At 73.7% G+C, this 21,470-nt stretch carries 20 protein-coding genes, 2 tRNA genes and 1 riboswitch; of the genes, 18 read left to right on the top strand and 4 right to left on the bottom strand.

What is annotated here, in order from left to right:
* Positions 1-255 precede the first annotated feature (255 nt).
* From ACFV2J_RS39285 to ACFV2J_RS39275, 3 genes are all read left to right on the top strand, one after another.
* Positions 256-1,443 carry a thiolase family protein gene (locus ACFV2J_RS39285; protein WP_385095552.1) on the top strand — a complete coding sequence of 396 codons (1,188 nt, stop codon included), beginning with the start codon at positions 256-258 and terminating at the stop codon, positions 1,441-1,443.
* Positions 1,444-1,570: 127 nt separating this feature from the next.
* Entirely contained in the window at positions 1,571-2,344 is a 774-nt protein-coding gene (locus ACFV2J_RS39280; protein WP_385095550.1) for a sulfite exporter TauE/SafE family protein, read from the top strand.
* 21 nt (positions 2,345-2,365) lie between these two features.
* A complete protein-coding gene (locus tag ACFV2J_RS39275) occupies positions 2,366-3,112 on the top strand; it encodes a cobalt-precorrin-6A reductase (RefSeq protein WP_385095547.1) in 747 nt (248 codons plus the stop codon).
* 512 nt (positions 3,113-3,624) lie between these two features.
* On the opposite strand, the gene cobF is transcribed toward ACFV2J_RS39275, so the two are convergent.
* Both cobF and ACFV2J_RS39265 read right to left on the bottom strand, forming a co-directional pair.
* The gene (cobF, locus tag ACFV2J_RS39270; RefSeq protein ID WP_385095545.1) at positions 3,625-4,395 is read right to left on the bottom strand and encodes a precorrin-6A synthase (deacetylating); all 771 of its coding nucleotides are present in this window, start codon (positions 4,393-4,395) and stop codon (positions 3,625-3,627) included.
* A gap of 90 nt (positions 4,396-4,485) precedes the next feature.
* The gene (locus ACFV2J_RS39265) at positions 4,486-5,013 is read right to left on the bottom strand and encodes a DUF309 domain-containing protein (protein ID WP_385095542.1); all 528 of its coding nucleotides are present in this window, start codon (positions 5,011-5,013) and stop codon (positions 4,486-4,488) included.
* A 101-nt stretch (positions 5,014-5,114) separates the two neighbouring features.
* Between ACFV2J_RS39265 and ACFV2J_RS39260 the strand changes: the two genes are divergently transcribed.
* The 7 genes from ACFV2J_RS39260 (at position 5,115) to thiD (ending at position 11,978) form a co-directional block, all read left to right on the top strand.
* Positions 5,115-5,188, top strand: a tRNA-Pro gene (locus ACFV2J_RS39260).
* Positions 5,189-5,398: 210 nt separating this feature from the next.
* Positions 5,399-5,752: an SH3 domain-containing protein gene (locus tag ACFV2J_RS39255; protein ID WP_385095540.1), complete on the top strand. Its 354-nt coding sequence runs from the start codon at positions 5,399-5,401 to the stop codon at positions 5,750-5,752.
* Between the two features lie 1,049 nt (positions 5,753-6,801).
* Positions 6,802-8,022, top strand: a complete 1,221-nt coding sequence (locus ACFV2J_RS39250; protein WP_385094541.1) for a type III PLP-dependent enzyme — start codon at positions 6,802-6,804, stop codon at positions 8,020-8,022.
* Between the two features lie 150 nt (positions 8,023-8,172).
* Entirely contained in the window at positions 8,173-8,394 is a 222-nt protein-coding gene (locus ACFV2J_RS39245; protein WP_385094540.1) for a hypothetical protein, read from the top strand.
* A 5-nt stretch (positions 8,395-8,399) separates the two neighbouring features.
* Positions 8,400-9,479, top strand: a complete 1,080-nt coding sequence (locus ACFV2J_RS39240; RefSeq protein ID WP_385094543.1) for a maleylacetate reductase — start codon at positions 8,400-8,402, stop codon at positions 9,477-9,479.
* 106 nt (positions 9,480-9,585) lie between these two features.
* Positions 9,586-9,680, top strand: a riboswitch (TPP riboswitch).
* Positions 9,670-11,064: a purine-cytosine permease family protein gene (locus tag ACFV2J_RS39235; RefSeq protein WP_385094537.1), complete on the top strand. Its 1,395-nt coding sequence runs from the start codon at positions 9,670-9,672 to the stop codon at positions 11,062-11,064. (Overlaps the previous riboswitch by 11 nt.)
* Positions 11,065-11,165: 101 nt before the next feature.
* Positions 11,166-11,978 carry a bifunctional hydroxymethylpyrimidine kinase/phosphomethylpyrimidine kinase gene (thiD, locus tag ACFV2J_RS39230; protein WP_385094534.1) on the top strand — a complete coding sequence of 271 codons (813 nt, stop codon included), beginning with the start codon at positions 11,166-11,168 and terminating at the stop codon, positions 11,976-11,978.
* Between the two features lie 66 nt (positions 11,979-12,044).
* Here thiD and ACFV2J_RS39225 read toward each other — a convergent pair whose 3' ends face one another.
* Positions 12,045-13,319 (bottom strand): ArgE/DapE family deacylase, encoded by a 1,275-nt coding sequence (locus ACFV2J_RS39225; RefSeq protein WP_385443247.1) that lies wholly within the window; start codon positions 13,317-13,319, stop codon positions 12,045-12,047.
* A 123-nt stretch (positions 13,320-13,442) separates the two neighbouring features.
* On the opposite strand from ACFV2J_RS39225, the gene ACFV2J_RS39220 reads away from it, so the two are divergent.
* From ACFV2J_RS39220 to ACFV2J_RS39200, 5 genes are all read left to right on the top strand, one after another.
* Positions 13,443-13,922: an Lrp/AsnC family transcriptional regulator gene (locus tag ACFV2J_RS39220; RefSeq protein WP_385097843.1), complete on the top strand. Its 480-nt coding sequence runs from the start codon at positions 13,443-13,445 to the stop codon at positions 13,920-13,922.
* Between the two features lie 191 nt (positions 13,923-14,113).
* Positions 14,114-14,338 (top strand): hypothetical protein, encoded by a 225-nt coding sequence (locus ACFV2J_RS39215; RefSeq protein ID WP_356275641.1) that lies wholly within the window; start codon positions 14,114-14,116, stop codon positions 14,336-14,338.
* Positions 14,339-14,680: 342 nt separating this feature from the next.
* The gene (locus tag ACFV2J_RS39210) at positions 14,681-16,072 is read left to right on the top strand and encodes a hypothetical protein (RefSeq protein WP_385443260.1); all 1,392 of its coding nucleotides are present in this window, start codon (positions 14,681-14,683) and stop codon (positions 16,070-16,072) included.
* 156 nt (positions 16,073-16,228) lie between these two features.
* Positions 16,229-16,302, top strand: a tRNA-Pro gene (locus ACFV2J_RS39205).
* Positions 16,303-16,401: 99 nt separating this feature from the next.
* Positions 16,402-16,857 carry an RpiB/LacA/LacB family sugar-phosphate isomerase gene (locus tag ACFV2J_RS39200; RefSeq protein WP_385094338.1) on the top strand — a complete coding sequence of 152 codons (456 nt, stop codon included), beginning with the start codon at positions 16,402-16,404 and terminating at the stop codon, positions 16,855-16,857.
* 573 nt (positions 16,858-17,430) lie between these two features.
* Here ACFV2J_RS39200 and ACFV2J_RS39195 read toward each other — a convergent pair.
* Entirely contained in the window at positions 17,431-19,125 is a 1,695-nt protein-coding gene (locus ACFV2J_RS39195) for an FAD-dependent oxidoreductase (protein ID WP_385094335.1), read from the bottom strand.
* A 234-nt stretch (positions 19,126-19,359) separates the two neighbouring features.
* Here ACFV2J_RS39195 and ACFV2J_RS39190 point away from each other — a divergent pair, with 234 nt between their 5' ends.
* The 3 genes from ACFV2J_RS39190 to ACFV2J_RS39180 all read left to right on the top strand — a co-directional run.
* Positions 19,360-20,496, top strand: a complete 1,137-nt coding sequence (locus ACFV2J_RS39190) for a SchA/CurD-like domain-containing protein (protein WP_385094332.1) — start codon at positions 19,360-19,362, stop codon at positions 20,494-20,496.
* Positions 20,497-20,566: 70 nt separating this feature from the next.
* Entirely contained in the window at positions 20,567-21,049 is a 483-nt protein-coding gene (locus tag ACFV2J_RS39185; protein ID WP_168531269.1) for a cupin domain-containing protein, read from the top strand.
* The coding region (locus ACFV2J_RS39180; protein ID WP_385443240.1) for a beta-ketoacyl synthase N-terminal-like domain-containing protein at positions 21,046-21,470 on the top strand (425 nt) is incomplete at its 3' end. The genes ACFV2J_RS39185 and ACFV2J_RS39180, both read left to right, overlap by 4 nt.

Genomic DNA, 21,470 nt, shown 5'->3' with positions numbered 1-21,470 from the left:
TCTGGTGCGCCCCCCCCCCCCCCCCCAGCCCACGCTCCCCGCCGCCGCCCCCCCGGGGCGAACCCCGCCGTGCGGGGGCCCCCCCGGGGGGGGGCCCCAGGTTCGTCCATGGGTCACCGCCGGCCCGGGCCCGCCGGAGCCCGGGTTCCGGCGGGCCCGTGCTTTCCAAGGCGTGGACGCCGGGCTATAGTCAAAAACTAGCGGTGCTAATTAATGGTTGATCTCGTCGTTCCGGTGTCCGTCAGGAGTCCTGTCGTGCGTCCTGTCCACTTCGCGGCGGCCCGCCGCACCCCCATCGGCAAACTGCGCGGCGCCCTGTCCGGGGTGCGGCCCGACGACCTCGCCGCGACCGTGATCCGCGGGCTGCTCGCCGACGTGCCCGCGCTCGACCCGGCCCGGATCGACGACGTCTACTGGGGCGCGGCCAATCAGGCGGGCGAGGACAACCGCAACGTCGCCCGCATGGCCGTCCTGCTGGCCGGCCTGCCCGCGACCGTGCCCGGCGCCACCGTCAACCGGTTGTGCGCCTCGGGCCTCGAGGCCGTCACCACGGCGGCCCGCGCCATCGCCGCCGGCGAGGCCGACATCGTGCTCGCGGGCGGCTCCGAGTCGATGAGCCGGGCCCCCTTCGTCCTGGCCCGCCCAGACGAGGCGCTGCCGCACCGCATCGAGACGGTCGACACCCGGCTCGGCTGGCGGCTGGTCAACCCGGCGATGAAGGAGCTGCACGGACTCCTGTCGATGGGGGAGACCGCCGAGGAGGTCGCCAGCCGGTACGGCGTCTCCCGTGAGCGCCAGGACGCGTTCGCGCTGCGCAGCCACCAACGTGCCGCGGACGCCCGCAAGAACGGCCACTTCGACGGCGAACTGCTCCCCGTCGAGCGCCCCGACGGCGTGATCGTCGACACCGACGAATGCGTACGCGAGGACACCTCGCTGGAGAAGCTGTCCCGCCTCAAGCCGGTCTTCCGCCCGGGCGGTACGGTCACCGCGGGCAACGCGTCGCCCATGAACGACGGAGCGGCCGGGCTGCTCCTGGTCGGCGAGGACGCTCTGCACGACCTCGGCCTCGAGTCGCTGGGCCGGTATGTCGCCGGCGCGTCGGCGGGAGTCGACCCGGACGTCATGGGCATCGGGCCCGTTCCCGCCACGCACAAGGCGTTGGCCCGGGTCGGCTGGAACATCGGCGACCTCGACGAGGCCGAGTTCAACGAGGCGTTCGCGGCCCAGGCCCTCGCCTGCGTGGACCGACTCGGCATCGACCCGGAACGGGTGAACCCCACCGGCGGCGCCATCGCGCTGGGCCACCCCCTCGGATGCTCGGGCGCCCGTATCCTCACCACCCTGCTGCACCGGATGCGCCGCAACGACGCCGGCCGCGGCCTGGCCACGATGTGCGTCGGAGTCGGCCAGGGCAGCGCGGTCCTGGTCGAACGCCCCTGACCCCGTCCCTGTGAGTGCCGAGCGCGCCCCCGGAACCGGAACCGGGGGCGACCGGCCCCGCGCGGGGACCACCTGACGGGACGCTCCTTACGGGGACGAGATGCGTGGGCATAGCATCGGTCCCCGCATGAACACGATGACGCTCTGGCACATATCCGGCTGGGAATTCGCCGCCCTCGCCGCCGCGGCACTGCTCGTCGGCTTCTCGAAGACCGCGGTCAGCGGGGCCAACACGGTCAGCCTGGCGATCTTCGCCGCCGTGCTGCCCGCCCGCGCCTCGACCGGCGTCCTGCTCCCCCTCCTCATCGTCGGGGACGTGCTGGCCGTACTGACCTACCGGCGGCACGCCCACTGGCCCACACTGTGGCGGCTGTTCCCGGCGGTCGCGGCGGGCGTCGTCCTCGGCACGCTGTTCCTGGTGTGGGCCGACGACGGGATGGTACGGACCTCGATCGGCGCGATCCTGCTGCTGATGGCGGCGGTGACGCTCTGGCGCCGCCGGGCCGCCACCCGGGAGGAGGAACCCGAGGCGGTCGCGACCCGCGCCGGCCGGGTCAAGGCACGCTCGTACGGCGTCCTCGGCGGGTTCACCACGATGGTCGCCAACGCCGGCGGCCCGGTGATGTCGATGTACCTGCTGTCCGCCGGCTTCCGCAAACTCGGCTTCCTGGGCACCTCGGCCTTCTTCTTCCTGATCGTCAACACGTCCAAGGTGCCCTTCAGCGTCGGTCTCGGACTCATCGACGGACATTCGCTGCTCCTGGACGCGGCGCTCGCGATCTTCGTCGTACCGGGCGCGCTCCTCGGCAAATGGGCCGTGCACCGCATCAACCAGCTGCTCTTCGAACGGCTGGTGATCGCGGCGACGGTGGTGGGCGGGGTGCAGCTGCTGCTGCGCTGACCACCTCGTACGCTCGACGCCATGTCCCCCCACGTCCTGGTCCTCGGCGGTACCACCGAGGCACGCCGGCTCGCCGCCGAACTTGCGGGCCGTGCCGGAGTGCGGGTGACCACGTCGCTCGCGGGGCGTGTGTCCCGGCCCGGTGCGCTCGAAGGGGACGTGCGCGTCGGCGGGTTCGGCGGGGCAGACGGGCTGGCGCGGTGGCTGCGCGAGCAGCGGGTGGACGCCGTGGTCGACGCCACCCACCCCTTCGCCACCCGCATCACCGAGAACGCGGCACGGGCCGCCGCCGCGACCGGGGTGCCGGCGGTCGTCCTGCGCCGCCCAGGCTGGCGGCCCGGTCCCGACGACCGGTGGCACTTCGCCGCCTCCCTCGCCGAGGCCGCCGCGCTCCTCCCGCCGCTGGGCCGGCGGGTCTTCCTCACCACCGGCCGTCTGGGCCTCGCGGCCTTCGCGCCTCTCACCGGACTCCACTTCCTCGTCCGGTCGGTGGAGGCGCCGGATCCGCCGCTGCCGCCGGACACCGAGGTGCTACTCGCCCGCGGCCCGTTCACGGTGGACGAGGAGCGGACCCTGCTGAGTGCGCACCGTATCGACGTCCTCGTGACGAAGGACAGCGGGGGAGAGGCGACGGCCGCCAAGCTCACCGCCGCCCGCGCACGGGGCCTGCCCGTGGTCGTCGTGCGCCGGCCACCGCTCCCGGACGGTGTGACCGCGGTACCGGACGTGGCCTCGGCCCTGGCCCGCTTGGACCTCGGTGCTGCCTGAAGCGGGCACGGCTCCGCCCGGCGAACCGGAGCCGGCACACGACCCGACGCGCCGGACACGGGGCCCTGGCGCGTACGGGACGGGCGGCTCGGCGATACGTGCCGGATGAGGTGCCGCACGAGGTAGGTACGGGCACGCCCGGGGCATTCACGTACGGGGAGCTCCGCCCCGTCCGCGTATGGGGCTCCCCGCCCGGCCTGCGTACGCGGAGCTCCGTCCGGTCCGCGTGCGCGGAACTCCGTCCGGCTTGCGTGCGGGAAGCCTCGTCTGGTCTGCGTGCGGGGGAGGGGGCTCTGACCGGCCTGCGTACGCGGAGTCCCGTCCAGTCTGCGTACGGGAAGCCCCGTCCGGCCTGCGCATGACGAACTCCGCCAGGCCCACGCATGGGGAGCCCTGCCCGGGCTGCCTACGGGAAGCGCCGCCCGGCCCGGGGGCCCGGGGCGCGTTTCCTGCCCTGCCGTCGCGCGGCCCCGTTGCGACCTCTGCGGAAGCCTACGCAGCAGATACGCGTGTTACCCCCGCGGACGCCTGCGCAGCAGATACGTGTCCATGATCCAGCCCTTGCGCTCGCGTGCCTCGGCCCGCAGCCGCTCGATCCGCGGCGCCGCCTCCGCTATCGGGCCGGAGGCGAGGATCTCGTCGGGGGTGCCGATGTACGCGCCCCAGTAGATGTCGATGTCCTCGTCGGCGTACCGCCGGAAGGCCTGGTGGGCGTCGAGCATCACGACCACGTCGTCGACACCTTCGGGAAGGCCCTCGGCGAGACGCCTGCCCGTGGTGATCTGGACGGGCCCGGCCACCCGGTTGAGCCCCGTGCGGTGCCGGGCGACGAGCGCGGAGACGCTGCTGATGCCGGGCACGACGTCGTACGTGAACGCCACCGCACCCCGGTCCAGGATCTCCTCCAGAATCCCGAGGGTGCTGTCGTACAGCGCGGGATCGCCCCACACCAGGAACGCGCCGCTCTCGTCCTCGCCCAGCTCCTCGGCGATGAGCCGCTGGTAGATGTCGGCGCGAGCGCTGCGCCAGTCCCCGACGGCGGGGGAGTAGGCGGCACCGTCGGCGCCCCGGTCGCGGTCCGGGTCGCGGGCCTCGACCAGGCGGTACGACCCCTCGGGCAGATGGGCGTCGAGGATGTCACGGCGCAGCTGGACGAGGTCCGACTTCGCCTCGCCCTTGCCCAGCACGAAGAACACGTCCGTGCTCCGCAGCGCCTTGACCGCCTGGAGGGTGAGCTGGTCGGGGTCGCCCGCGCCGATGCCGATGACATGAATCTTTCGCACACCCCGAGTCTGCCGCACGCCACCGGCGGTGGACGCACCGCGTCCGCCCGGGGCGCGGTCCCCGGCCGGGACCGACGCGTGGAACAGCCCTCAGCGCGCGTTCCCGCGCAACCGGGGCGCGCAGGCACCGGCGCTGACCGCGGCGCCGTCACTCTCCACGGCGGCCGCCAACTCCCTTGCCCATGAGGCCAGATCGGGGAGATCGAGCCCGTAGGGGCGGGACCGACCGGCCGCACCGGCCCGCCACTCGTCGACGGCTCCGGCCCCGCGCCGCAGCAGCCGGGCGCCGCCCGTCGTGTTGCCCCGGGCCGCGTGCGTGAGGCCCACCGCGAGCTGGGCCAGGCCCCGCCAGAGCGTGCGCTCGTCCTCGGGGCCCGACTTCCAGGCGTCCTCGAAGACCTCGTGCGCGTGGAACGGGCGCCCCGCGTCCAGCAGGGCCTGCGCCTCGCTCACCGTCCGCTCGGGGTCGCGCACGACACCCTCCGGCTGCCGCTCCACGCCGTCGGCGCCGTACGGCAGGGGGCGGCCCAGCCCGTCCCGTGGCCGGGCGTTGCGCGCCCTGCCCTCGGTGTCCCTGTCCCGCCCGCCGCCGCGCCCACTTCCGGATGTCCCGCTCATGCCCCGATTGTCGCTCGCCCGGTGCCCTCTTCGGAGCAGCCCCCGCTGTGGGGTAAAGTTCTGTTCGCACGATCCCGCGGGACATCGCGGGGGAAGCGCATCGGGACGTGGCGCAGCTTGGTAGCGCACTTGACTGGGGGTCAAGGGGTCGCAGGTTCAAATCCTGTCGTCCCGACGGTGCGAAGGGTCTTCACGGGCGGTACAGCCTGTGAGGGCCCTTTTTTCGTGCGCCGGACACCGCGGTCCTCGTGCGCGGCACGTTTCGATCGTGGTCGAAAGAAGTTCCCTGCCCGCAGCCGAACTTGCAAGGTTGCCCTGTGGGACCGGGCGGGACGCGGTCCCCTCCGGGAAGCGCACCGGGGATTCCACCACGGGGAAGGACAGCATGACTATGAGGATGAGGACCAGGGCGTCGATCACCGCGGGTGTCGGCGCGTTCGCCGCCGGACTGCTCCTGACCGGCGCCGCCGGGGCGCAGGCCGCGGCGGCGGGACTGCCGTACGCCGTCACGCCGTACGTGAACGTCAACGTCCGTACCGGCCCGTCGAGCCAGACCGGTATCGCCGGTCACGTCACCGCGGGGCAGCCGCGTGGCGCGTCGTGCTGGACCCACGGCGAGACCATCCGCGACAACGGAATCGTCAACGACGTGTGGGTGCGGCTGGCCGAGGGCTATGTGAGCGCCGTGTATCTCAAGGGTGACCAGTACGGCGGACTGCCCGCGTCGGCCGTCTGCTGACCGCACGAGGTGCCCGGTTCCGTCCGGAGCCGGGCACCTCGTCATGTCGTCATGCCGGGCCTCTTGCGGAACCTCGTCGTGACCGAACCCCGTCATGACCGGACTTGGCCATGACCGAACCCCGTCATGACCGAACCGCGTCACGGCTCCCCGCGCGGGCCCGGCCTCGCCGGCCCGGGCCCCGATCCCAGCCCCCGACCGTGCCGCGCCGCCCCGTGCCGCCCCGATTCAAGTCGCCCCGCCCCGATCCATCACCCTCCGCCCCGCCCCGCCCCGAGCCGCCCCGCCTCGATCTGGCCCCCCTTCCCCCCTTCCCGCCGGCCGGTACCGACGTACTGACGCACGCGGCCACGCCGCCGTCCTGCCCGAACGCTCCCCGGCGCATCGCCCCGGCGGCGTCTCGTGCGACTCGGGGCACACATCGGCTCCAGCGGCGCGTCCGCCGGCCCTTCGCGCGGCCCGGATGCCTTGAACCAGACCGGTGTCCGCTCCCGCGTCGGGCACCTCCCCGCGGTGGTGCGCACCGCCGGGACGCCCCCGGTGACGATCCTGCCGAACCGTGGCGTGGGAGGGTGTCGTGGGTGTGGTGTGCGTCGGGGGGGGAGACCTCCGGGAGGCTCCCCGCGAGCGGCTCGAGGTGGCTGAAGATCTCTCACCGGGTAGAGATCGCATCCGGGCCACGGGTTTGGAGTCGCGGATCAGAATGATGGTGGGATGCCACAGGGCGCGAGCCCTGCGAGCGAGGGTGCCGGCCTGCCGGAGATCGGCGGCGGTGCCCTTCCGGTCCCCGGCCACGGCGTCGGACCGGACGCTCGGTCGGCCCACCTCGGACACTCCACCCCGGCCGGCGGACCCGGGACGGACGGCGGGCCCGGCACGCGTTTCGCGTCCCGACCCGCTCCCCGCGGCGCACCCGGCGCCGCTCCGTGTACCCGGCGTGCCCCGGCTCCCCGTGTCGCGCACCGGTCGGCCGGCGATGCCGTCCGGTCGCTCGCCACCCCTGTCGCGTGCCGACGACATCCTGCGCCACACGACCCGGAGTGCCCCAAATGATCACACCCACGCGCGCGGTGCGCGACCGCATCCTCTCCCTGTCGCCCACGGAACTGCCCGCCTACATATACGACTTGGCTGCACTGCGCGCCCACGCCGCGTCCGTCAGAGCCGCCCTGCCCGATCGCGTCGAGCTGTACTACGCGGTCCAGGCCAACGGGGAACCGGAGATCCTGGCCGAGCTCGGCCCGTACGTCGACGGGTACAAGGTCTCCTCCGGCATCGAACTGGCCCGTGTCGCCGAGGCCTCCGTGGACCGTCCCCGGGTCTTCGGGGGCACGGAGAAGACCCCGACGGAGCTGGCGGACGCGCTGGAAGGGGGTGTGACACGCTTCCACGTCGAGAGCGAGTACGAGCTGTACATGCTGGCCGGGCTGGCCCAGCGGCACGCTCCGGACGGCCGGGTGGCGGTGCTGCCACGGTTCGACCTCCCGGTGGCCGACGGCCTTCTCGCTGCGGACGGCGGCGGATGCGCCACCGCCGCCGGGCTCGACCCGGCCCGGGCCGACACGATCGTCGGCCTGCTCACCGACGGCAGTTATCCGAACCTCGAACTCCGCGGCGTGCACGCCCACTTGGCCGACGGCGTGCACGCCGAGGAACATCTGGCGCTGGCCGAGTCCGTCGTCGCCTGGACCGTGGAACTGGCGGCCCGCAACGGCCTTCAGCTCACCGAGGTGGACCTCGGGGGCGGTATGGCGGTCGACTACGACCGCCCCGAGCGCCGCTTCGACTGGCACGCGTACGGCGAGGGGCTCGCCCGACTCGCCGCGGCCCACCCGGAACTGACACTGCGGATCGAGCCCGGCCGCGCGCTGACCGCGTACTGCGGCTGGTACGCGAGCGAGGTGCTGGACGTCGAGCACGGCTCCAGCGAGGACTTCGCCGTCATCCGCGGCGGCGCCGTCCACCTGCGCACCCCGGAGACCGAGCGGCAGGACCAGCCCTGGTCCGTCCTCGAAGTGGAGCCGTGGCCGTATTCCTGGCCGCGTCCCGTGGTGCGCAGGGAGCGCGCCACCCTCACCGGCCAGCTGGGCACGCCGAAGGACGTCCTGGTCCGCGACGTCCTGGCACAAGGGCTGCGGGCCGGTGACCGGGTGGTGTTCTCCCATGCGGGCGCCTACACCTCGTCCGCCCCGCACCGGGCCCACACCCGCTATCCGGAACCCGGCTTCCATTTCCTGGACGCGAGTGCCGACGGCGACCGGTCCCGATGACCCATGGCCGATGGCCTGTGGCGGACGACCCATGGCCGACGGCCGAGGACCGATGGCCGTGCGACGGAACACCAGGAGTTGCCGTCGCGGGCGCCGCGGCGCATCCTCGGACACGCCTGGCAGGACCGTACGCCGGACCAGGAGAGTGGCATGACCGCCGAACCGACCGACTCCACGACCGAGCTCGCGACCGACCGCGCCCCCGCCTCCACCGCCGGCTTCACGGACGGGGTCACCGCCGCCGTGCCGACCGCCGGGAAGAGACCGACCCGCGGTGTCGCCGCTCCCGACGACCCGTCCCCGGCAGGGGAGTTCGGCGCCCCGGCCGCCTTCCGGCACGCCCGCTTCGACCCCGTACGGGAGCAGGCATGAGCGCCATGGACACCCCGCTCGACTTCTCGTACGAGACCCGGCCCGGTCGGGTCGTCTTCCGGCCCGGCGCCGCCGTGTCCGCGACCCCCGGCGAGGTCGCCCGGCTCGGTCTCCACCGGGTACTGGTGGTCTCTGGCGGCCGGGGCGAGGCCACCGCCCGGGCGGTCGCCGACGCGCTGGGCGGCCAGTGCGCGGGGCTGCACGCCGAGGCCCGGATGCACGTACCCGCCGACGTCGCCGCCCGGGCCGTCGAGGTGGCCCGCGAACTGCGCGCAGACGGCTGCGTGGCGGTCGGCGGCGGCTCGGCGATCGGCCTCGGCAAGGCGATCGCGCTGCGCACGGGACTGCCGCTGATCGCCGTGCCGTCCACCTACTCCGGCTCCGAGATGACGCCGGTGTGGGGCCTGACCGAGGACGGTGCAAAGCGCACCGGACGCGACTTCACCGTCCAGCCCCGCAGCGTCGTCTACGATCCCGAACTCACCCTCGGGCTCCCCGTGCCCCTCTCCGTGACCAGCGGCGTCAACGCCCTCGCGCACGCCGTCGAGGCCCTGTACGCGCCCGACAGCTCGCCCCTCGTGGCGCTCATGGCCGAGGAGGGCGTCCGGGCGATGGCCGGCGCCCTGCCGGCCGTGGCCGCCGCCCCCGGCGACCTCGACGCGCGCAGCCGCGCCCTGTACGCCGCGTGGCTGTGCGGTGCCTGCCTCGGTGCCACCACGATGGGCCTGCACCACAAGCTGTGCCACGTCCTCGGCGGCACCTTCGGACTGCCGCACGCCGAGACGCACACGGTGGTCCTGCCCTACGTCCTCGCCTACAACGCGTCCGCCGCGCCCCGGGCGGTCGCCACGCTGTCCCGGGCGCTCGGCACGGACGACGTCCCGCGCGCCCTGCGGGAGCTCGCCAGAGGTCTGGGCGCGCCGAGCACCCTCGCCGAACTCGGCCTGAGGGAGGCCGACTTGGCGGTGGCCGCGGCGCAGGCCGCCGGCTCGGCGTACCCGAACCCCCGCGAGGTCACCGCGCACGGCGTGCTGGGCCTGCTGACAGCGGCGTACGAGGGCTGGGAGCCGCGCGCCGGCTCCTGAGGGCCGTCCCGCGACAGCGCCGATCCACGGGCTTCGCGCTCCCGGTCGCGCGGGTCCGTGCGCCCCCTGCCTGGGACGTACGCGCGGGCCGGGCTATCCTGACGCCGAACCGGACACGGGGTGCCCCGCACGAGGGCTGAGATCACACCCGTCGAACCTGAACCAGTTAGGACTGGCGGAGGGATGTCTCATGTCGTTGCCGTATGCCCGTGGTGAAGTGGCCGTCGGGGGCCCGCAGGGCGTCTTCGACGGGCGGATGCCCGAGGCCCCGGGTGATCTGCGCGTAGAGGCGCGCGGCATCGCCCCGGTGCCGGAGGACCACCGCTACGGCGGTCCCGGCCGCCTGTTCACCGTGTGGTTCGCCCCCAACCTGACGATGACCGGTGTCTTCACCGGCACCGTCGGCGTCGCGCTCGGCCTGGACTTCTCCACCGCGCTGACCGCCGTCGTGCTGGGAACCCTGCTGGGCGCGGTGCCGACGGCCTACCTCGGCACCTGGGGCAGCCAGACCGGCGCCGGACAGCTGCCGCTCGCCCGGCTGGCGTTCGGGCGGGCCGTGCTGGTGCCGGGCGCGCTCCAGTGGCTGTCCTCGATCGCCTGGGACGCGCTGATCGGCCTGTTCGGCGGCGACGCGCTCGCCCAGCTCTGCGGCTGGCCGTTCTGGCTGGGCGTGCTGGTCATGATGGGCGCGCAGGGAGCGCTCGGCGTCCTCGGCTACGAGGTGATCCACCGCCTCCAGACCGTGATGACGTTCGCCCTCGCCGCCGCCTTCATCGCGCTGACGGTGAAGCTCCTGAACGGCGACCACCCCGCCGCCACCGCCTCCGCGCACGGCGCCGACCGTGCCGGGGCCTTCGTCCTGACCTGCACCATCGCCCTCAGCCTGGCGCTGTCCTGGGCCCCCTACGCCAGCGACTTCAGCCGCTATCTGCCGCGCACGGCATCCCGGCCGCGCATGTTCTGGTGCACGCTCGCCGGGGTCAGCGTGTCCTTCGTGGCCGTCCAGGCGCTCGGCCTGTGGGGCGCCTCGGTCTTCACCGACCAGACCGCCCGCGGCGTCGACACCCTGCTCGGCGGGGGTGTCCTCGGCGCCTTCGGCCTGCTCGCCGTGGCCCTGGCCGCCCTCAGCAGCAACGCCATGAACGACTACAGCGGCTCGCTCGCCCTGCAGACCATGGGCGTACGCCTGCCGCGTCCGGCGGCCGCCGCGCTGGCGGCCGTACTCGGCTTCCCGCTCGTGCTGTGGATGCACGCCGCCGACACCACGACCCGGTTCCAGAACGTGCTGCTGCTGGTCGGCTACTGGATTCCCGGGTTCGTCGCGATCGTCGCCGTCGACTGGCTCGTCCGGGCCAGGGCGCGCGCCGGCGCGCCGGTCGACCTGTCCGCCGAGAGCGCCCGCCCTCGGCCGTGGTGGCCCGCGCTGGTGGCGTTCGTCGGCGCCTTCGCCGCGGCGGTGCCGTTCATGAGCACCAGCCTGTACGTCGGTCCGGTCGCCCGGGCCCTGCACGGAGCGGACCTCGCCTACGGGGTGGCGTTCCTCGCGGCCCTCGTGGTCTACGCGCCGCTGCGGCTGCGCCGCTGACCACGGCCGCCGCCGGCCACGGACGCCCTGCCGCCCCTCACCCCGTCATCTGTCATCCGTCTCGCCTCATCCCGTCTCGTCCCGTACGGAGCGAACCCGTCATGTCCTCGAACACCCCCGCCGTCCCGCCCCGCGTCCTGACCGTCGCCGGATCGGACTCGGGCGGCGGCGCCGGCATCCAGGCCGACCTCAAGACCATGCTGGCCCTCGGCGCGCACGGGATGAGCGTGCTGACCGCGGTCACCGCGCAGAACTCCCTCGGTGTGCAAGGAGCCTGGGAGCTCCCGGCCGAGGCGGTGCGCGCGCAGTACCGCAGTGTCGTGGACGACATCGGGGTGCAGGCGGTGAAGACCGGCATGCTCGGCTCCGCGCTGCTCGTCGAGACCGTCGCCGGGCTGCTGTCGGACGTCGGCGTGCCCGTCGTGGTGGATCCGGTGAGCGTCTCCAAGCACGGTGACCGGCTGCTGGCCGACGACGCGCTGGACGCCGTACGGACCGCGCTGCTGCCGGTCGCGACGGTGGCGACACCGAATCTCGACGAGACGGCCGAGCTCACGGGGATCGAGGTGACGGGCGAGCGGGACATGTGCCGGGCCGCGGAACGGCTGCTGTCCCACGGACCCCGCTGGGTCCTCGTGAAGGGCGGCCATCTGCCCGGAGAGGCCGTCGACCTGCTGACCGACGGCACCGAAGAGCTCTGGTTGCGGGCCCCCCGCCACGACAACCGCCACACCCACGGCACCGGCTGCACCCTGGCCTCGGCCATCGCGGTGGAGCTGGCGCGGGGACGGGCGGTGCCGGAGGCGGTGCGGCGGGCGAAGGAGTACGTCACCGGCGCGATCGAGGCGGGCTTCCCGCTCGGTTCCGGAATCGGACCGGTCGACCACGGCTGGCGGATGCGCGCCGGGCTCTGAACGTTCCCCGCTTCCCCCGGGCCCGTCGTCCCGCCCGGGTCCGTGGTCCCGCCCGGGTCCGTCGTCCTACCGGGTCCCCACGGTGCGCAGGGTCGCCAGGACCAGTGCCTGGGCGACGGCGACCGTCTCCGCGAGGGACACGTGCTCGTCGGGACCGTGGGCCAGGCGTACGTCCCCGGGACCGTACTGGAGTGTCGGTATGCCCGCCCCGGCGTAGAGCCGCAGGTCGCTCCCGTAGGGCGCGCCGCGTTCCCGGGCCCCGGGCGCGCCGGTGACGTCGGCGTGCGCGGTGCCGACCGTCTCGCGCAGGGGATGGCCGGCCGGGAGCCGGCCGCTGGCGAACTGGCCGCCGGGCCACGAGACGACCGCCGGATGCCCGCGCAGCCACGGATCGGCCGCGCACGCGTCCGCCACACAGCCCTCGAACGCGGCGCGCGCCGCGGCCGGGTCCTCGCCGAGCCGCAGTCCGAGCCGGCCGTCCGCGACGAGCAGCCCCGGCACGCTGCTGGCCCAGTCCCCGGCCTGGAGCATCCCGACGGAGACGGTGTACGGGAAGAGGTACTCGGCCATCAGGGGATCGGGCGTCTCACCGCGGGCGGCCTCCAGCCGGGCCAGGGCGGCGGCGATCGGCGCGTAGGCGTCGATGGCGCTCACCCCCGCGTCACGGGTGCTCGCGTGCGTGGACCGGCCCGGCACGGTGATACGGAAGGTCAGGGCACCGGCGTTCGCGGTGACCAGCGTGCCGCCGGTCGGCTCGCTGATGACGCAGGCGTCGCCGGTGTGGCCGCGGTGCAGCGTCCCGAAGGCCCCGACCCCGCCGTCCTCCTCGCCGACCACGAAGTGGCCCGCCACGCTGCCCCGCAGCCGCACCCCGGACGCCTGGATCGCGGCGAGCGCGGCGACGTTGGCGACGACCCCGGCCTTCATGTCACAGGCACCCCGGCCGTGCACGACGTCTCCGCGGACGCTCGGTACGAACGGGGCGCCCGCCCACTGCGCGAGGTCACCGGGCGGTACGACGTCCACGTGCCCCTGAAGGATCATGGTCGGACCGTCCTCCGCGCCGGGCAGCGTCGCGACGAGCCCCCATGCCTCGTCGCGTGGCACCTCCATGCCGGGGAAGCCGGGTTCGGCGCGCAGGGCGGGCAGATCCATCGACCACAGGTCGATGTCCAGGCCGGACCGGCCGAGATCCCGCGCCAGACGGTGCTGCAGCTCGGACTCGGCCGCGCTTCCCGTCACGCTCGGCACGGCGAGGGTGTCGAGCAGCATCGTGGCGACGGCCGTCTCGTCGACGGCCTCCAAAGCGGCGGATTCCTCGGCACTGAGCACTGCGCGCATGCCACACGCTCCTTTCGCGGGTGGACGACGAGGGGGCGTGAGGATGCTACGAACAGTCCCGGTACGCAAACAATCGCCGTTTGTTTCCGGCCAGGATCGTTTTATTGTGAAGACTGTGCCCGCGTGGCGATTTCTTGCGCGGAGGAAGAGGCGAGCGACATGGCCATGGACGCCATCGACGAGGACATCGTGCGGTGCGTGCTGCGCGACGCGCGCAGCACGTACGCGGAGATCGGCCGCGCCGCCGGGCTCTCGGCGCCGGCGGCGAAGCGGCGCCTGGACCGGCTGGTGGCCGACGGCACGATCCGCGGCTTCACCGCGCTCGTCGACACCCAGACGCTGGGCTGGCGGACCGAGGCCTTCGCCGAGGTGTACTGCAGGGGCAATCCGACCCCGGCCGAACTGCGCCGGGACCTGGAGGCGGTCCCGGAGGTGGTCGAGGCCTACACGGTGTCCGGCGCCGCGGACGCGATCGTGCACCTGATGGCCCTGGACATCCCGCATCTGGAGCGGGCCATCCAGCGGGTGCGCGAGGCCAGGGTCATCGAGCGGACGGAGAGCGTGATCGTGCTGTCCGGACTGGTCAACCGGCCGCGGGTCTGACCACCGGCGGCCGCTCCGGCCGCCCGGCGGGCGACGGGCCCACGGGTCCGGTCGCACAATTAATCGAACACGTGATTGAATTCCGGTATGACGTACCCACACTCCTCCGGCGGCCCGGCGACGGCGCACGGTGAACCAGCGAGACATCGGGCCGGGATGCAGGCCGGGACCGGAGAGGCGAGGCTGGATTCATGTCCGAACCGCTGCCTGTGATCGTGTCCCCGCCGGCGCCGACGGGTGGCCGCCGGGTCCGTGTGCACGGAGAGAGCCTCGGGTTGGCCTACAACCTGGGCGACCTGTCCGAGTTCCTGCGGCGCGCGGGGCTCGATGTCGACCCGCTGACCATCGCGGTGTCCCCGCTGATCGACTGGCGGGGGATCGGCCCGGAGTACTGGGGGCCGGAGACCGGGAGGTGAGGGCGCCCGGACCATCGCGTCCTCCTTCCGTGGCCGGGGTGTCACCTTCCACGGCCGGACCGTCGAGGGGCTCCGTGACCGGGGTGTGAACGGTGCGCCTGTTCGCGGCGGGCGCTTGACGTCGCGTCAATTGGGCTGAGGGGCCAACGAGTTGGGGGTGCCGTAACCGTCCTGAGAGGGGGCGGGGTGGCGCACATCACCCTTGAGGGGTGCGGAAAGGTGAAGCGGGTCTTCACGGCTTCATGGCATGCTCACATCTAGTTACTCACCGGTAATTCCTTGCCGCCCCCACCCCCCTCAGGACTGATCTTGCGTATCCGCAAGCGGCCCTTGCGTGCCGTCATGCCCGCGCTCGCCGCATCCGCCCTCCTCCTCGCCGCCGGTTGCTCCGCAGAACCCGGCCCGCGCTCCGCCGCCGCCCCCGGACGTGCCCCGGACGCCGCTTCCTCCACCGCCGCGCGCCCGGACGACGGCCGGCCGCTCGCCGTCGCCGCCGCGCCCGCGGCCATCCCGACCGCCGTCGCGCGGCCCGGTACGGCGGGCGGCGGGGCCCACAGGTCCGCGCTCGCCGTGACCTCGTACGACAGCCGCACCCGACGTGCCGTCATATCCCGTACGCACAACGGGGATCCGTCCGCTTCGCCGACCGCCGGAGGGACGGCGGCGCCGAGCCGTACCGCCGTCGGCGACGTCATCGCCAGCGCCCCCGTGCCGGGCGCCCCCGACGGACTGCTCGCCAAGGTCACCGAGGTGATCGGGGAGAAGCCCGACGGCACCGAGGTCCGGACCGCGCCGGCCACCCTGGACGCGCTGCTCGGCGACGGCGAGGCGAAGGGCACCGTCCCCGTCGATCCCGCCTCCTTCGACGTCGAGCGGCTGCTGCCCGACGTCAAGGTCTCCTGGGCGCGGACCGCGGACGCGCACGCGGGCCCGGAGGGCGCGAAGGTCCCGCTCGGCAGCCTGCGGGTGGACGTCGCCGGCCGGGTCGCCACGGCCGAGGACGCGCCGGCCTCCGCGGCGGCGACCGTGTCCGGCTACGTCCAGGTCAAGCCGGAGGTCGACTTCTCCTACGGCGGCGGGTCCACCGGATCCGGTCCCGCGACCGCCCACCTCGGTGTCTCCGGCGACTGGACCTCGCGATGGGCGCTCAAGGGGCGCGCCGCCGCCTCCGCCCGGCCCGTCCGGCTGCCGTTCGCGAAGCTGCACGCCGACCCCGTCCTCCAGGTCGGCCCGGTCCCCGTCGTCGTGAACCTCGACCTGACCTGCTACTTCCAGATCAGCGGCGACGGCAGGGTCACCGTCGACATCGAGCAGGACCTCAAGGGTGACTTCGAGGCCGGCGGCACCTACGACTCGGCCAGGGGCTGGACCCCGGTCGACGAGTCGCACATGGCGAGCACCCCGGTGCACGCCCTGGTCACGACCGCCGGAGGGGTGAAGGCCGCCCTCGGCGCGCAGGCCACCGTCGGTCTGTACGGGGCCGTGGGCGTCACCGCCGACCTGGCCCCGTATCTGCGCGGCGAGGCCGCGGGCACCGTCGACGTCACCTCCCCGGCCGGCTCCGGTACGAAGGCCGATGCCGGGACGACGGGTACCTGGGGCGTCTACGGCGGCCTCGACCTGAGCGGGACCCTGCGGATCCAGCTCTCCGTCTTCGGTACCCCGGTCCTCCAGCGGGGCATTCCGCTGGGCGCGCTGCACCGGGAGTGGAGGCTCGCCGGCAGCGGGGGGTAGCCGCCGCCCCCGTGGTCCGCGCGCCGCGCCGCGCGCGCCGTCACGGCCGGACCCGGGACGCCCGCCCCGCCCTTCGTCGAGGGTGCGGGCCGGCACCCGCACGTGCGGTAGGGTTTACCTGCACGATCACGCGGGATCACCGCGGGTGAACGGCACCGGGACGTGGCGCAGCTTGGTAGCGCACTTGACTGGGGGTCAAGGGGTCGCAGGTTCAAATCCTGTCGTCCCGACGGTGCGAAGGGTCTTCACGGGCGGTACAGCCTGTGAGGGCCCTTCTTCGCGCGCACGGCCCGGCCTTTTCCTCCGCGCCGCTGGGTAGGCTGCCGGGCATGCGGATCTCCGTCTCCTCGGACATGGACGAACCCGTGGCCCGCGCCCTCGTCGCGGAGCTGCGCGACCGGGGCCACGAGGTCACCACGCACGGGGCGCTGCACCCCGGCCGGGACCCTCGGTGGGCGGTGTGCTCGGAGGCCGCGGCCCGCGAGGTGGCCGCGGGGACCGCAGAACAGGCGGTGGTGTGCTGCTGGACCGGCACGGGAGCGTCGATCGCCGCGAACAAGGTGGCGGGAATCCGGGCGGCCCTGTGCACGGACGCCTACACGGCGGACGGCGCACGCCGCTGGAACGACGCGAACGTGCTGGCGCTGAGCCTGCGGCTGACGTCCGAACCGCTGCTCAAGGAGATCCTCGACGCCTGGTTCGCCGCCGAGGCCGGCGGGGACGCCGACGACCGGGAGAACGTGGCGCACATCGGACGGCTCGACCTCGGCGGGACGCGCTCCTGACCCATCCGTACCGGAGCGAGCCCCGGTAACACGGGGGAGGGGGAGTGACGGCCCCCGGACCCCGGCCGCCCCGCACGTCCGTACGCGCGCCCGCCCCGGCGTCCCGCACGCCCACCCGTCCCGGCGTCCCGCACGCTCACCCGTCCCGGTGTCCCGCGCGTCATGGGTCCGGGCGCCGGACCCTGTTCGTCCCGGCGCCCCGCGTGTCATCCGTCCCGGCGCCCCGCTCTCCCCAGTCCGGCCGTCCCGCGCCGCGCCTGGCGGGTCCCGGCGTGCCCCCTCGTCCGCCCTGGTGGCGCGCCCGCACCCGTGCCGGCGCGGCGGGCTGTCCGTACCGGTTCAGCTGCGCCGGGTGCGTACCGGCGCAAGGGACTCATCGGTGCGTCGGTGCTTGTCCAGCGGCGCAGGAGCGTGCCGGTGCGGCGGGCCTGACGGTGCCGGTACAGCCGCGCCCGGTGCGTCCCCGCGCGGCCGACTCCGTGGTGTCGGTCCAGCAGGGCCGCGTGCTCCTGGCGCAGCCGATTCGTCAGTGTCGGTCCAGCAGGGCCGCGTGCTCCCGGCGCGGCCGATTCGTCAGTGCCGGTCCAGCAGTGTCACGAGCACCTCCCGCAGGGTCGCGCCGGGGTCGGCCGACGGGCCCTCGGACCGCCAGGCGACGAACCCGTCGGGGCGGACCAGCACCGCACCCCGCTCGGTGACACCGTGCGCCCGGGCCCAGTCGCTTCCCCCCTCGGGGGACAGCTCCGCGCCGGGCCCGCCGCCGATCCGGTACGAGTCCAGCGGCACCGACAGCCGCGCCGCGACGTCCTTCGCCGCGGCGTGCCACCCGGCGGTGCCGTCCGCCGAGCTCAGGAGCACCATGGACCGCTCGTACAGGTCGAGCGTGGAGATCCGGTCGCCGGAACGCTCCAGCCACATGTGCGGTGCCCGGCTGCCCGGCTCGCCCGTCAACCGCATGCCGTCCGGCACGATCGGCAGCGTCTGGTCGGCGCCCAGGACCGCACCGCGCGGATAGCGGTAGCCCAGCGCCACGTTGAGGATGCCCCCGCCCTTGCCACCGGGACCGCCGGGGCCACCGGGGCCACCGGGACCACCGGGGCCGCCGACCGGAGGTGGGGGCGAGTACCCCGGGTGGCTGTGCTCGACCGAACGCGACGAGGCGCGCGCGCTCGTCGCCTCCGCGACCGGACGGCGCTCCGCGTCGTAGGAGTCCAGCAGCCCGCGCCCGGCCCAGCCGCCCAGCACCGCGGCCAGCTTCCAGGCGAGATTGTGCGCGTCCTGGATACCGGTGTTGGAACCGAACGCCCCGGTGGGGGACATCTCGTGCGCCGAGTCACCGGCGAGGAGCACCCGCCCGTCCACGTACCGCTCCGCGACCCGCTCTGCCGCGTGCCAGGGGGCCCGGCCGGTGATCTCCACATCGAGGTTCCGTACGCCGGTGGCCCGCCGGATGTGCTCCGCGCACCGCTCGTCGGTGAACTCCTCCAGGGCCTCCCCGTGTTCGGGGTGCCAGGGAGCGTGGAACACCCAGTGCTCCTTGTTGTCGACCGGCAGCAGCGCCCCGTCGGCCTCCGGGTCGGTCAGATAGCAGACGATGAAGCGCCGGTCGCCGACGGCCTCCGCGAGACGCCGGGAGGTGAAGGTGACGCTCACGTTGTGGAACAGGTCGCCCGGGCCGTTCTGCCCGATGCCGAGCCGCTCGCGGACCGGGCTGCGCGGACCGTCCGCGGCGACGAGATAGTCCGCCCTGACGGTGCTGTGCTCACCCGTCACACGGTTCTTGAGCTGCGCGGTCACCCCCTCGGCGTCCTGCTCGAACGACATCAGCTCGGTGGAGTACCGCAGATCCCCGCCCAGCTCCCGAGCGCACTCCAGCAGCACCGGCTCCAGGTCGTTCTGGCTGCACAGGCACCACCGGCTGGGGCTGAAGCGCGCCAGCCCGCCACCGGGGTCGATGGTCCTGAACAGCCACTCGCCCGCGTCGCCCACCAGGGTCGGTGCCTGCAGGATGCCGTGGTTCTCCGCCAGGACGGACGCGGCCCGCTCGATGCGCCGCTGCGCCCCGGCCACCCGGAACAGCTCCATCGTGCGGACGTTGTTGCCGCGCCCGCGCGGATGGACCGACGTGCCCGAGTGACGCTCGACCAGCAGGTGCGGAACACCGAGGCGCCCCAGGAACAGCGAGGTGGACAGGCCCACCAGAGAGCCGCCGACGACGAGGACCGGCGTGTGGTGACCGACCTCGCCGGCCTCTTTCCATCGGTTCATTGAATGCCTCCAGCGTCACCCGCGACGTGAGTCAGGAATGGGATGCAGGTTCCTTGCCCTTTGAGGGCCCGGTCGCGCGTCCGGGGCACCCGGATGACACGCAGTTCACTCGTCCGCCCCGTGGGGCTCGCGCGTATCGGACGTCCCGTCAACGATCGGCTCATGGCGACCCCGGCCTTTCGGCCACGGCGGTCGTTCCTGACCTTCCGTGAAGAACGAAGAAAGGTGTGCCGGATGACCAGCTCGGGACGTATCTCGCAGTCGGCGTTCGACGGCTCCAAGCTGCGGGTGATCCTGCTGCTCGATCTGTACGACGGAGCCCAGCAGAAGTTCCTCGACGCCTACGAACTCATGTGCAACCAGGTCGCGTCCGTCCCCGGTCACATCAGCGACCAGCTCTGCCAGTCCATCGAGAACCCCTCGCAGTGGCTCATCACCAGTGAGTGGGAGAGCGCCCCGCCGTTCCTCGCCTGGGTGAACAGCGAGGAGCACGTCGAGACGGTCAGGCCGATGCACAGCTGCGTCAAGGACACCCGCTCGATGCGGTACAGCATCCTGCGCGAGACCCACCGCAACCCGCAGCAGGCGGCGCCGAAGGCCGGCAAGGCCGCCAGGTCCGCCCAGCAGGTGCAGGCCCGCGTGGGCGACGGGGTGGCTCGCCACGCCCTCACCTTCACCGTCAAGCCGGGCTCCGAGTCGAAGGTCGCGGAGATCCTGGCCGGGTACCAGGCGCCGGAGGCCCAGGTCGACGCCACCACGCGCCTGCGCCGCACCTCGCTCTTCATGCACGGCAACCGCGTAGTGCGCGCGGTGGAAGTGGAGGGCGACCTCCTGGTGGCCCTGCGCCATGTCGCCCGCCAGCCCGAGGTACGGGCGGTCGAGGAGGCCATCAACCCGTATCTGGAGCAGGACCGCGACCTGGGCAACGAGGACTCGGCGCGGGTCTTCTTCACCCGCGCGGCCCTGCCGGCCGTGCACCACGTGGTGGCGGACCGGCCGGAACCCGCGGGCCTTCGCCGGCACGCGCTGTACTACCCGGCCAAGCGCGGCCAGGGGATGGAGCTCGCCCGGCTGCTCGCCCATCAGGACGAGACCGCGGCGGCCGACCCCAACGGGCCGGTCTACGGGAGCACCGTCTTCCAGCGCGACGACATCGTGGTGCGCCTCGTCGACATCACGGGTGAACTCGACGCCGACCCCGTCGCCTCGCTCGGCGTCCAGGGCGCCGGCAAGGCCGCGGAACTGGAGCGGCTCCTCGACGGTCCCGCGATCGGCGTCGAGGGCTCCCTGGAGACGGAGCGCAACGTCAACCGGCTCCTGTCGCACGCCGACATGATGCCCGTCACCGACCGCACCGCGGCGCACTCCTGACGGACGGCCGCGGTCCCCAGGCCCGCGGCCGCTCCACCGCACGCCACTTCCACAGTCGGAGGTATCAAGAATGATCCAGAAGCATCCACGCATCGTGGACCTGAGCGAGACGGAACCCAACCGCAGGCGCGGAGGCGACATCCGGGCCATGCTCACCCCCGCCACGGCGGGTTCCACCAGCGGGTTCATGGGCCTGGCCATCATCCAGCCCGGCGAGCGCATCGGCGAGCACTACCACCCGTACTCCGAGGAGTTCGTGTACGTCGTCACCGGCGCGCTCGAGGTGGACCTGGACGGCGAGGCGCACGCGCTCCGGCCGGACCAGGGGCTCCTGATCCCGATCAACATGCGCCACCGCTTCCGCAACGTCGGTGACACCGAGGCCCGCATGGTCTTCCACCTGGGCCCGCTGGCCCCCCGTCCGAGCCTCGGGCACGTCGACACGGAGGTGACCGACGGACACGGGCCCGCCCCCGAGTTCGTCGCCGCCGGGACGGACCTGTCCGCGCCTGACCACGGACGGCCGTCCGAGCGAAGTGGGGCCATAAAGTGACCCGGCGGGTGGCCGTCACCGGTATCGGTGTGGTCGCTCCGGGCGGCACCGGAGCGACGGCGTTCTGGGACCTCCTCGCCAACGGCCGTACCGCGACCCGCGGCATCACGCTGTTCGACCCGGTGGGCCTGCGCTCGCGCATAGCCGCCGAATGCGACTTCGACCCCCTCGCGCACGGTCTCGACCCGGAGCTGAGTCAGCACGCGGACCGCTACATCCAGTTCGCCGCGGTCGCGGCCAACGAGGCCGTACGCGACTCGGGACTCGACACCGGCAGGGAGGACCCCTGGCGTGTCGGTGTCTCGCTCGGCAGCGCCGTCGGCGGTACCACCCGCCTGGAACACGACTACGTCAAGGTCAGTGAGGGCGGCCGGCGGTGGGACGTGGACCATCGCGCGGCCGATCCGCAACTGCACATGGC

This window comes from Streptomyces sp. NPDC059668, from assembly GCF_042734135.1.
In the GTDB taxonomy this organism is placed as follows: Bacteria; Actinomycetota; Actinomycetes; order Streptomycetales; family Streptomycetaceae; genus Streptomyces.
This window is presented reverse-complemented; position numbering and strand designations above follow the sequence as displayed.

What these genes read in the sequence shown, in the direction of transcription:
- ACFV2J_RS39280 (WP_385095550.1), top strand. Translation starts at nt 1,571, where the DNA reads ATGAACACGATGACGCTCTGGCACATATCCGGCTGGGAATTCGCCGCC.
- ACFV2J_RS39275 (WP_385095547.1), top strand. Translation starts at nt 2,366, where the DNA reads ATGTCCCCCCACGTCCTGGTCCTCGGCGGTACCACCGAGGCACGCCGG.
- ACFV2J_RS39265 (WP_385095542.1), bottom strand. Translation starts at nt 5,013, where the DNA reads ATGAGCGGGACATCCGGAAGTGGGCGCGGCGGCGGGCGGGACAGGGAC.
- ACFV2J_RS39255 (WP_385095540.1), top strand. Translation starts at nt 5,399, where the DNA reads ATGACTATGAGGATGAGGACCAGGGCGTCGATCACCGCGGGTGTCGGC.
- ACFV2J_RS39250 (WP_385094541.1), top strand. Translation starts at nt 6,802, where the DNA reads ATGATCACACCCACGCGCGCGGTGCGCGACCGCATCCTCTCCCTGTCG.
- ACFV2J_RS39245 (WP_385094540.1), top strand. Translation starts at nt 8,173, where the DNA reads ATGACCGCCGAACCGACCGACTCCACGACCGAGCTCGCGACCGACCGC.
- ACFV2J_RS39240 (WP_385094543.1), top strand. Translation starts at nt 8,400, where the DNA reads ATGGACACCCCGCTCGACTTCTCGTACGAGACCCGGCCCGGTCGGGTC.
- ACFV2J_RS39235 (WP_385094537.1), top strand. Translation starts at nt 9,670, where the DNA reads ATGTCGTTGCCGTATGCCCGTGGTGAAGTGGCCGTCGGGGGCCCGCAG.
- thiD (WP_385094534.1), top strand. Translation starts at nt 11,166, where the DNA reads ATGTCCTCGAACACCCCCGCCGTCCCGCCCCGCGTCCTGACCGTCGCC.
- ACFV2J_RS39225 (WP_385443247.1), bottom strand. Translation starts at nt 13,319, where the DNA reads ATGCGCGCAGTGCTCAGTGCCGAGGAATCCGCCGCTTTGGAGGCCGTC.
- ACFV2J_RS39215 (WP_356275641.1), top strand. Translation starts at nt 14,114, where the DNA reads ATGTCCGAACCGCTGCCTGTGATCGTGTCCCCGCCGGCGCCGACGGGT.
- ACFV2J_RS39210 (WP_385443260.1), top strand. Translation starts at nt 14,681, where the DNA reads ATGCCCGCGCTCGCCGCATCCGCCCTCCTCCTCGCCGCCGGTTGCTCC.
- ACFV2J_RS39200 (WP_385094338.1), top strand. Translation starts at nt 16,402, where the DNA reads ATGCGGATCTCCGTCTCCTCGGACATGGACGAACCCGTGGCCCGCGCC.
- ACFV2J_RS39195 (WP_385094335.1), bottom strand. Translation starts at nt 19,125, where the DNA reads ATGAACCGATGGAAAGAGGCCGGCGAGGTCGGTCACCACACGCCGGTC.
- ACFV2J_RS39190 (WP_385094332.1), top strand. Translation starts at nt 19,360, where the DNA reads ATGACCAGCTCGGGACGTATCTCGCAGTCGGCGTTCGACGGCTCCAAG.
- ACFV2J_RS39185 (WP_168531269.1), top strand. Translation starts at nt 20,567, where the DNA reads ATGATCCAGAAGCATCCACGCATCGTGGACCTGAGCGAGACGGAACCC.